9 protein-coding genes are annotated in these 9,217 nt (G+C 76.1%); 5 read left to right on the top strand and 4 right to left on the bottom strand.

What is annotated here, in order from left to right; translation table 11 throughout:
- The coding region (locus IH44_RS0137485; RefSeq protein WP_030464320.1) for an erythromycin esterase family protein at positions 1-1,166 on the bottom strand (1,166 nt) is incomplete at its 3' end.
- 81 nt (positions 1,167-1,247) lie between these two features.
- Here IH44_RS0137485 and IH44_RS0137480 point away from each other — a divergent pair.
- The gene (locus IH44_RS0137480) at positions 1,248-1,952 is read left to right on the top strand and encodes a MerR family transcriptional regulator (protein WP_030464319.1); all 705 of its coding nucleotides are present in this window, start codon (positions 1,248-1,250) and stop codon (positions 1,950-1,952) included.
- Between the two features lie 36 nt (positions 1,953-1,988).
- Here IH44_RS0137480 and IH44_RS47000 read toward each other — a convergent pair whose 3' ends face one another.
- The gene (locus tag IH44_RS47000; protein WP_157852602.1) at positions 1,989-2,159 is read right to left on the bottom strand and encodes a hypothetical protein; all 171 of its coding nucleotides are present in this window, start codon (positions 2,157-2,159) and stop codon (positions 1,989-1,991) included.
- Between the two features lie 229 nt (positions 2,160-2,388).
- Between IH44_RS47000 and IH44_RS0137470 the strand changes: the two genes are divergently transcribed.
- Entirely contained in the window at positions 2,389-3,600 is a 1,212-nt protein-coding gene (locus IH44_RS0137470; protein WP_030464318.1) for a beta-ketoacyl synthase, read from the top strand.
- 12 nt (positions 3,601-3,612) lie between these two features.
- On the opposite strand, the gene IH44_RS0137465 is transcribed toward IH44_RS0137470, so the two are convergent.
- The gene (locus IH44_RS0137465; protein ID WP_030464317.1) at positions 3,613-4,551 is read right to left on the bottom strand and encodes an ADP-ribosylglycohydrolase family protein; all 939 of its coding nucleotides are present in this window, start codon (positions 4,549-4,551) and stop codon (positions 3,613-3,615) included.
- 76 nt (positions 4,552-4,627) lie between these two features.
- Between IH44_RS0137465 and IH44_RS0137460 the strand changes: the two genes are divergently transcribed.
- From IH44_RS0137460 to IH44_RS0137450, 3 genes are all read left to right on the top strand, one after another.
- Positions 4,628-5,782: a methyltransferase gene (locus IH44_RS0137460; RefSeq protein ID WP_030464316.1), complete on the top strand. Its 1,155-nt coding sequence runs from the start codon at positions 4,628-4,630 to the stop codon at positions 5,780-5,782.
- Positions 5,783-5,844: 62 nt separating this feature from the next.
- The gene (locus IH44_RS0137455; protein WP_030464315.1) at positions 5,845-6,846 is read left to right on the top strand and encodes a hypothetical protein; all 1,002 of its coding nucleotides are present in this window, start codon (positions 5,845-5,847) and stop codon (positions 6,844-6,846) included.
- 139 nt (positions 6,847-6,985) lie between these two features.
- The gene (locus IH44_RS0137450; RefSeq protein WP_030464314.1) at positions 6,986-7,915 is read left to right on the top strand and encodes a rhomboid family intramembrane serine protease; all 930 of its coding nucleotides are present in this window, start codon (positions 6,986-6,988) and stop codon (positions 7,913-7,915) included.
- Between the two features lie 52 nt (positions 7,916-7,967).
- On the opposite strand, the gene IH44_RS0137445 is transcribed toward IH44_RS0137450, so the two are convergent.
- Positions 7,968-9,217 (bottom strand): PLP-dependent aminotransferase family protein (locus tag IH44_RS0137445; protein ID WP_035957506.1); only part of this gene is annotated, 1,250 nt, incomplete at its 5' end.

Below are 9,217 nucleotides of genomic sequence, written 5' to 3'. Positions count from 1 at the left end.
TCCACCCACCCCAACGCCGCCGGATCCAACCCGAAATACGTATGGTCAGCAGGCACCCGCGCCCTCACCACCCCCGCCTCCCCCAGCGCTGCCGCGAGCAGACCGGGGTCGAGGACGGTGCGCGGTTCCGGGAGGGTGGCGAGGAGGCCTTCGAGGGTGTCGGGGGCCGGGTGGTCGTCGGGGGCGCGGTGGCCGAAGGTGGTGGCGAGGAAGGTGTAGCCGTCGCCGAGGCGGGATTCGAGGAGGGATCCGGCGCTCCACCAGAGGAGTTGGTGGTCGCCGAGCGGGATGCGGCTGGCCTCGCGCTGCAGGTGCCGGTTGTGGGCGAAGGCGAGGGTCGGACCGCGGCGGGCCTCGCGGTGGAGGATCGCCTCCAGGTTGTCGGCGATCATCAAGTCGCGTTGCCGCATCAGGGAGTTGATCCGGTCGGGCCCGTCCCCGGCGGTCGCCGCGTGGTAGCGGAGCAGTCCGGTGGCGGTGCGGGCGTCGAGTTCGGCCCGCCAGAGCGCGTCCGCGTCCTCGCGGAACTGCGGCCGGTGCGCGGCCAGCAGCAGCCCCAGCTCGTCGGCGAGCAGCCGCAGTCGGCCGGCGTCCGCGGTGCGCCCCACCGAGCGGGCCGGGTCGAGTGCGACGGCGGGTTCGGTCCAGCGGTCGTCCGGTCCGCACCGGCGCAGCAACTCCTCGCGTTCGGGCAGCAGTTCGGCCGGGAGCCGTTCGGCCAGGAAGTCGTGCAGCCGGATCAGCGCGGGGCCGGGCGCGGCGGCCCCGGTCATCTCCAGCGGCCCGTCCGCCCCGTAGAACCGCAGCCGTTCCCCCTCCTTTGCACCCGCGTTGAACTCCCGCATCCAGCGCACGAGTTCGCGGTTCCCGGCGTACTCCCCGAACCCGTGGCCGAACCCTTCCCGCACCACGGTGTCCAACTCGCCCGCCGCACCGCCGACGTACGCGTCGACGGCGAGCGCGGCCAGGCAGTCGCTCTCGACCGCGATCGAGCGGTAGCCGTGCGCGATGACCAGGTGGCGGAAGAGCTCGTTGCGGAGGTCGAGGAACTCCTCGGCGCCATGGGTGGGTTCGCCGAGGGCGAGCAGCCGGGTGCCGGCGGGGACGAGGTCGGTGAGGGCGGCGGCGGAGAAGGGGCGGGCGGCGGCCCTGAGCCGGGGAGTCATGACTTCCACCGTATCGTTGAAGCCACGGTATAAACTTTTCCGCTCCTGGCCCGGGAATCGAGCAGAAAACCTTCAAACCCCATGTCCTTCCGCCCGATCGACCTCGCCCGCGAGCACGGCCTGTCCACCCAGGCGGTGCGCAACTACGAGCGGGCGGGCGTCCTGCCGCCCGCCGACCGTTCCGCCCACGGGTACCGGCGCTACGGCGAGCGCCACGCGGCGGCGCTGCGCGCCTTCCTCGCCCTGCTGCCGGGGCACGGCCACCCGGCCGCCACCGCGATCATGCAGGCCGTCAACGCGGGCGACCTGCCCGCGGCCCTGCGCCTGGTCGACGACGGCCACGCCCGGCTCGCCGAGGACCGCCGCACCCTGGACGCCGTCCGCACCGCCCTCGACCACCTCCCCGCCGCCGACCCGCCCGTCGACGACCCGTCCGCCGCTCCCGGCAGCCACATCGGCCCGCTCGCCCACCGCCTCGGCCTGCGCCCGGCCACCCTCCGCGCGTGGGAGCGCGCGGGCCTGGTCTCCCCGCTCCGGGACGCCCGCACCGGCTACCGCGTCTACCCGCCCGCCCAGGTCCGCGAGCTGCTGCTCGCCGAACAGCTCCGCCGCGGCGGCCACGGCCTGGCCCGCACCGCCGAGATCCTGCACCACCTGCGCTCCGCGGGCTCCCCGGAAGCCGTCCGCCCCACCCCGGCCGCCTGGCAGTCCCGCCTCACCGCCCGCGGCCGCGCCCTCCTCGCGGGCGCGGCCGCCCTGCACGCCTACCTGGACCACCCGGCCTGACCTCACCCCCCGATCCAGCCGGAGCCCCGAATTCCCTTACGCCACACCCCGGTTGGTCACCACGCCGTTCGACATGGCGAGCGGCACCGCCGTCCCCGCGAACGCGTCGACGTCGGCGTCGACGTCGGCGGTGAGCGGGTCGAGGGCGAAGGCGGCGAGGTCGGCGCGCAGCCCGGGGACGATCCGCCCGGCGTGCTCGAACAGCACGAGCGCACCATCCCCCTGCTGCTCGCCCTGCCGGCCCGGGCGCGCACCCCGCTGCCCTGACACCCCATCAGCCAAACTTGTCGTAAACCTACAAACCCACCGTGCGCGACTCAGTTCCGCCCGGCAGCCTTCCGCACCCGTTTCCCTTGGCAGAGTGAGCACATCGGATCGTACGGCCGAACGCCGGAGAGCCCGATCATTGTGCTGCCATCACAACGGGAGTATCGCCATGCGCACCGCCCACGACACCGTCGTCATCACCGGCCTGGGGGCCACCACCCCGCTCGGCGGCACCGCCCCCGACACCTGGCAGGCCATGTGCGAAGGACGCAACGGCATCCGCGCCCTCGACCGCCCCTGGGCCGCCGACCTGCCGATCCGGATCGCCGGGCAGCTCGCCGTCGAACCCGCCACCGTCCTCGACCGGATCGAGGCCCGCCGCCTGGACCGCAGCGAACAGCTCGCCCTGATCGCCGCCCGCGAGGCCTGGGCCGACGCCGGACGCCCCGCCGTCGAGGGCGAACGGCTCGCCGTGGTCATCGGCACCGGCACCGGCGGCGCGGTCACCATGCTCGACCAGGACGACGTGCTGGAACGCTCCGGCGTCCGCAAGGTCTCCCCGCACACCGTCCCGATGCTGATGGCCAACGGCCCCGCCGCCTGGGTCTCCATCGACCTCGGCGCCAAGGCCGGCGCCCACACCCCCGTCAGCGCCTGCGCCTCCGGCGCGGAGGCCGTCGCCCTCGGCCTCGACCTGATCCGGCTCGGCCGCGCCGACGTCGTCGTGGCCGGCGGCACCGAAGCCTGCCTGCACCCCCTCCCGCTGGCCGGCTTCGCCCAGGCCCGCGCCCACTCGCTGCGCAACGACGACCCGGCCGGCGCCTCCCGCCCCTTCGACACCGGCCGCGACGGCTTCGTCATCGCCGAGGGCGCCGCGGTGCTCGTCCTCGAACGCGCCGACCTGCGCCCGGACGCCCGCCGCTACGCCACCCTGGCCGGCGCCGCCGTCACCTCCGACGCCCATCACATCACCGCCGGCCACCCCGACGGCCAGACCCGCGCCGTCCGCCGCGCCCTCGCCGACGCCGGCCTGCCCCCGGAGGCGATCGGCCTGGTCCACGCCCACGCCACCTCCACCCCCCTGGGCGACCTCACCGAGGCCGAGACCCTCACCCGCGTCTTCGGCGCCCACCGCCCCGCCGTCACCGCCACCAAGTCGATGACCGGCCACCTCTTCGGCGCCGCCGGCGCCCTCTCCGCCCTCGCCACCGCCTACGCCCTCCACCACCAGCACGCCCCCGCCGTCCGCAACCTCACCACCCCCGACCCCGGCCTCCCGCTCGACCTGGTCACCACCGCCGGCCCGCTCCCCCACACCGCCGCCCTCACCAACGCCTTCGGCTTCGGCGGCCACAACGCCGGCCTGGTCCTCACCACCTGAGCCGCACCCCCTTCACCCCGCGGCCGCCCGCCCACCCGCGTCCAGCGCCACCGCGAGCGCCGCCAACTCCCCCGCCCGCAGCACCCGCCCGGTCGGGGGCAGCGGCACGTGCAGCGCCTCCCGCCAGTCCCCGGGGATCGCCCCGGCCCCGTACACCGCCCCCGCCAGCCCGCCGGTGACGGCGGCCGTCGTGTCGGTGTCGCCCCCGAGGTCGATCACCGCCCGCAGCGCACCGGGAAAGCTCCCGGTGCTCCGCAGCGCCCACACCGCCGAGCCGAGACACGCCCACACCGCCCCGTTGCTCTCCGTCGCCAGCTCCGGCCGCCACCGCTCGTCCAGCACCCGCGCCCACCGCCCCCGGTGCTCCTCCCGCACTGCCGCCAGCACCCCCGGAACGGCCGCCACCGGGTCGCCGCCGTCCAACGCGACGCGCAGCAGTTCGTGCAGGATCGCGGTCCCCTCCCAGGCCGCGCCGTCACCGTGGGTGAGCGCGGTGATCCGGCGAGCCGCGTCCATGCTCGCCGCGCGCCCCTGCGGGGCGAACCACACCGCGCCGGTGACGGCCCGCATCAGCGCGCCGTTCCCGGCGGCCCGGCCCTCGGTCCGGAAGTGGACGGCCGCGGCGAGGTCCCAGGGCAGGCCGCCGCCGAGCACGATCTCGGTCTGGATGCCGATGTCCTTGGGGTCGCCCGCCGCCCAGCCCCGGAAGCGTTCGAACATCTCCGGCAGGTCGAGCCCGCCGGCCGCCAGCAGCGACTCGCCGAGGTGGACGGCCAGCTGGGTGTCGTCGGTGGCCTCCCCGGGCTCCCACCCGCCGCCCCCGCACATCGCGGCCCCGCCGGGGAACCGCGCCCCGAACATCCCGGCCGGCCCGAACTCGAAGGGCGCCCCGAGCGCGTCCCCCACCGCCGAGCCGAGCACCGCCCCGACCACCCGCTCCCGCCGTTCCAGCACGCCCACCGCCACCCTCCGTCGCCGTCCGTCGCCGTCCGGTTACCTCGTCGCCCTCCGCTAGCCTGGGGGCACGATGAACTGTTTCACCACCGCCTGGGGCGAGTTCGAGCTGGCCCGTTTCCCGGAGGATCCGCGCGAGCAGCTGCGCGCCTGGGACGCCGCCGACGAGTACCTGCTGCGCGACCTGCACGAGCAGGCGGTGCCGCTGGACGGGGCCGTCACCGTGCTCGGCGACCGCTGGGGCGCCCTGTCGACCGCGCTGGCGGCGAAGGCCGCCGGCCTCACCGCCGTCACCGACTCCTACCTGGCCTCCCGGGCGATCGCCGCGAACCTCGCCCGCAACGGCCTGGACCCGGCCGCGGTGGCGGTCCGCAGCACCCAGGACGCCCCGCCGCCGCGGATCGACGTGCTGCTGGTGCGCGTCCCGAAGAGCCTGGCGCTGCTGGAGGACCAGCTGCACCGCCTCGCCCCGGCCGTGCACCCGGACACCCGGGTGCTGGGCACCGGCATGGTCACCGAGATCCACACCTCCACCCTGAACCTGTTCGAGCGGATCCTCGGCCCGACCCGCACCTCCCTCGCCGTCCGCAAGGCCCGCCTGATCCGCACCGCCCCGGACCCGGACCTGGCCCGCCCCGCCAACCCGTGGCCGCTGCGCTACCGGCTCCCGGACGGCATCGGCGTCCTGTCGGGCCGTCAGGTCGCCAACCAGGCGGGCGTGTTCTGCGCGGACCGCCTCGACATCGGCACCCGGTTCTTCCTCGAACACCTGCCCGCCCCGACCGGCACCCCCCGCCGGATCATCGACCTGGGCTGCGGCAACGGCGTCGTCGGCACCGCCGCCGCCCTCGCCGACCCGGACGCCGAACTGCTCTTCGTCGACGAGTCGTTCCAGGCCGCGGCCTCCGCCGAGGAGACCTTCCGCACCAACCTGGGCCCGGACCGCCCCGCCGGGTTCCTGGTCGGCGACGCCCTCGCCGACCTCCCGGACGCCTCCGCCGACCTGGTGCTGCTGAACCCGCCCTTCCACTCCCACCAGGCCACCACCGACACCATCGCCCGCCGCATGTTCACCGGCGCCCGCCGGGTCCTGCGCCCGGGCGGCGAACTCCGCGTGGTCGGCAACCGCCACCTCGGCCACCACCTCACCTTGCGCCGCCTGTTCGGCAACTGCCGCACCGTCGCGGGCAACCCGAAGTTCACCGTCCTGAGCGCCACCCGCCGCTGACCCGGCACCCGCCGCCCCACCCGGTACCCTTCGCGGACGATCACCACAGGGGGGAACGCACGATGACGGCGGTACGAACGATCCCGGTCCGGGGCGGCGTGAAGTCACTGACCTGGAACGGGAACGACCTGGTCGACCTGGCGAGCGGCGGCCGCCGCTGGGCCCCGGACGGGACGGAGCGGGACACCTCGGTCCGCTGGGGCTTCCCGTTCGACCGGGCGGCGCTCTCGCCGTCCGGACGGTACGCGGCGGTCTGGGCCGAGCGCGGCACCAAGGGCCTGGTGGTGGAGGTCGAACGGCCGGTCGTCGTGCGGGAGGTCAACCGCAGCTACTACCACTCGAAGGACTACGACTACCCGCTGGCCCTCGGCCGGCTGCCGGACGGCCGGGAGGTCCTGGTCCACTGCCCCGAGCGCTACAACGAGTTGCAGGTCGAGGACCTGGTGACGGGCGAGCGCCTGACCGCGGGCCCCCGCGGGCCCGTCGACGTCTTCCACTCCCGCCCCGAGGTGAGCCCGGACGGCCGGCACCTGCTGGCCGTCGGCTGGGTGTGGTCACCGATCGGGGTGGCGGCCCTGCACGACCTCACCGCGGCGCTCACCGATCCGGCCGCGCTCGACACCGACACCCTGTTCGCCCCGCACGCCGGCATGGAGGTGGAGGTCGGCGCGGCGTGCTGGCTGGACGCGGAGCGGCTGGCGGTGGCCACCGGCGAGGAGACCCTCGACCCGGACGGGGACGAAGGGCTCGGCCCGCTGCACCTGGGCGTGTGGTCCGTCCCGGAGCGCCGCTGGCTGCACCGCAGCCCGCTGGAGCGCCCCACCGGCACCCTGCTGGCCCGTGGCGGGCAGGTGCTCGCGCTGTACGGCCACCCCCGGCTGCTCGACGCCGCGACCGGCGCGGTGCTCGCCGAGTGGCCCGAGGCCGAACTCCCGGAGAAGGACCTGTGCTTCGGCGTCACCCACGTCCCCTCCCCGGTCGCCGCCCTCAGCCCGGACGGCACCCGCCTCGCCGTCGCCCGCCCGGACGCCGTCGCCGTGATCGACCTGCCGCCCCACCCCTGACCCCCCGCCCCTGACCCCGCCCTCCCCTGGTGTACGCACCGTCCGCGCCGTGCTCTAGGGTGAGCGCCGTTTCGCCGTGGAACCTCGCCGTGGACGCCCCCGCGGCCGAGCGCCACCGCACAGGGGAGGGCCCACGTCCATGGACGCCGCACACCCCGCCCCGGGGGCCCAGGCCCCCGAGGCGGCACCGACCTGCTTCCGGCACCCCGACCGGGAGTCGTACGTCCGCTGCACCCGCTGCGACCGCAACGCCTGCCCGGACTGCCGGCGCGAGGCGGCGGTCGGCTACCAGTGCGTGGAGTGCGTCAAGTCCGGGCACCAGGGCACCCGCCAGGCCCGGACGGCGTTCGGCGGCCGGATCACCGCCCGCCCGTACGCGACCGTCGCGCTGATCGCGCTGAACGTGGCCGCGTACCTGGTCGAGCTGGTCCGGCCGGAGACCCTCGACCGGTTCGGGGTGCTCGGCTCGGGCGTACTGGCCCCGCCCGCGGACTACGACCCCGCCACGTACGTGCCGCACCTGTCGGGCATCGCGCACGGCGAGTGGGAGCGGCTGCTCACCGGCGCGTTCCTGCACCTCGGGCCGACCACCTGGCCGATGGGCATCCTGCACATCGTGTTCAACATGTACTGGCTGTGGAACCTGGGCCGGGTGGTCGAGGACCGGCTCGGCGTGCTGCGCTTCCTCGCGCTGTACCTGCTGTCCGCGCTGGGCTCCTCCGCGATGATCTACTGGCTCGCCCCGCACTCCCTGGCGGTGGGCGCCTCCGGCGCGGTCTTCGGCCTGGCCGGCGGGTACTGGGTGCTCAGCCGCCGCCAGGGCTACGACCCGCTCGGCGGCAACCAGATGATGATCACCCTGGTGCTGTGGATGGTCCTCTCCGCGGGCTTCGCCTCCTGGCAGGGCCACCTGGGCGGCCTGCTCACCGGCCTGGCCGCCGGCGCCGCCCTCGGCTACGCGCCGCGGCAGCAGCGCGGACTCGTCCAGGCGATCAACCTGACGGCCGTGCTCGCCGTGGTCGCGGTGGTGGCAGTGATCGCCACCGACCAGCTCACGCCCATCTCCTGACTGATCATCAGGAAACCCCCCGTCGGCCCACCTCCCGTCAGCCCACCCCCCATCAGCCCACCTCCCGGCAGGCCGCGCCGAGCAGCTCCGCCGCCTCGCGCAGCCGCTGCTCGGCCAGGCCCGCGTACCCGAGCGCGACGGCCGCCCCGCCCGGGGCCAGCCGGCCGGGCCCGACCGGCGCGACCCGCACCCCGCGCCGCAGCGCCGCCCCGGCCAGCTCCCGCTCGTCCACGCCCGGCGGCAGGTCCGCGTACAGGTGCAGCCCGGCGGCGACGCCGCGCAGCCCTGCCTGCGGGAGGTGTTCGCGCAGCGCGCCGACCAGGGCGTCCCGGCGGGCCCGGTAGCGGGGGCGGACGGCGCGCAGGTGGCGGTCGTAGCCGCCGCTCTCCAGCAGGGCGGCGAAGGCGAGTTGGTCGACCGCCCCGGTGCCGAGGTCGGCGTACTGCTTGGCCTGCCGGAAGTCCTCGGCCAGCCAGCCGGGCAGTACCGCCCAGCCCAGCCGCAGCCCGGGTGCCAGGGTCTTGCTGAGCGAGCCCAGGTACACCGTCCGCTCGGGCGCCAACCCCTGGACGGCGCCCAGCGGTTCGCGGTCGTAGCGGAACTCGGCGTCGTAGTCGTCCTCCACCACCAGCCCGCCCGCCCGCGCCCAGCCGGCGAGTTCGGTCCGGCGACGGGCCGACAGCGCGACCCCGGTCGGGTACTGGTGGGCCGGGGTGGCCAGCACCGCGTCCGCCCCGCTCGCCGCCAACTCCCGTACCACCAGGCCCTCCTGGTCGACGGGGACGCCGACCGGCTCGACCCCGTGGGCGCGCAGCAGGCCCAGCGTGCCGGGCGATCCCGGGTCCTCCACCGCGATCCGCCGCCGCCCGTGCCGGGCCAGCAGCCCGACCAGCAGCGCCAGCCCCTGCCCCACCCCGCTGACCACCGCGACCCGCTCCGGCCCCGCCGCCACCGCCCGCACCCGACCCAGGTACGCGGCCAACTCGCCGCGCAGCTGCGGCAGTCCGGCCGGATCGCCGTACCCCAGGTCCCGGTTCGCGGCCCCCTGCAGGGCCCGCCGCACCGCCCCCGCCCAGGCCGTCCGCGGGAACGCCCCCAGGTCGGGCGTCCCCGGCTTCAGGTCGTACCGCGGCTCGGCCGCCGGCACCCGCACCGCCTCCCCCGGCCGCTCCACCGCCACCCCCTCCGCGACCCGGGTCCCCGACCCCTGCCGCCCCACCAGGTAGCCCTCGGCGGCCAGTTGCTCGTACGCCTCGACCACCACCCCGCGCGAGACCCCCAGCTCCGCCGCCAGCACCCGGC

Source organism: Kitasatospora sp. NRRL B-11411, from assembly GCF_000721345.1.
GTDB classification, from domain to species: domain Bacteria; phylum Actinomycetota; class Actinomycetes; order Streptomycetales; family Streptomycetaceae; genus Kitasatospora; species Kitasatospora cineracea.
The sequence above is the reverse complement of the archived record's forward strand: the minus strand, read 5'-3'. Positions and strand labels throughout refer to the sequence as shown.

Excerpts from the sequence above, each read along its gene's own strand:
- IH44_RS0137480 (WP_030464319.1), top strand. The coding sequence starts at position 1,248 with ATGTCCTTCCGCCCGATCGACCTCGCCCGCGAGCACGGCCTGTCCACC.
- IH44_RS0137470 (WP_030464318.1), top strand. The coding sequence starts at position 2,389 with ATGCGCACCGCCCACGACACCGTCGTCATCACCGGCCTGGGGGCCACC.
- IH44_RS0137460 (WP_030464316.1), top strand. The coding sequence starts at position 4,628 with ATGAACTGTTTCACCACCGCCTGGGGCGAGTTCGAGCTGGCCCGTTTC.
- IH44_RS0137455 (WP_030464315.1), top strand. The coding sequence starts at position 5,845 with ATGACGGCGGTACGAACGATCCCGGTCCGGGGCGGCGTGAAGTCACTG.
- IH44_RS0137450 (WP_030464314.1), top strand. The coding sequence starts at position 6,986 with ATGGACGCCGCACACCCCGCCCCGGGGGCCCAGGCCCCCGAGGCGGCA.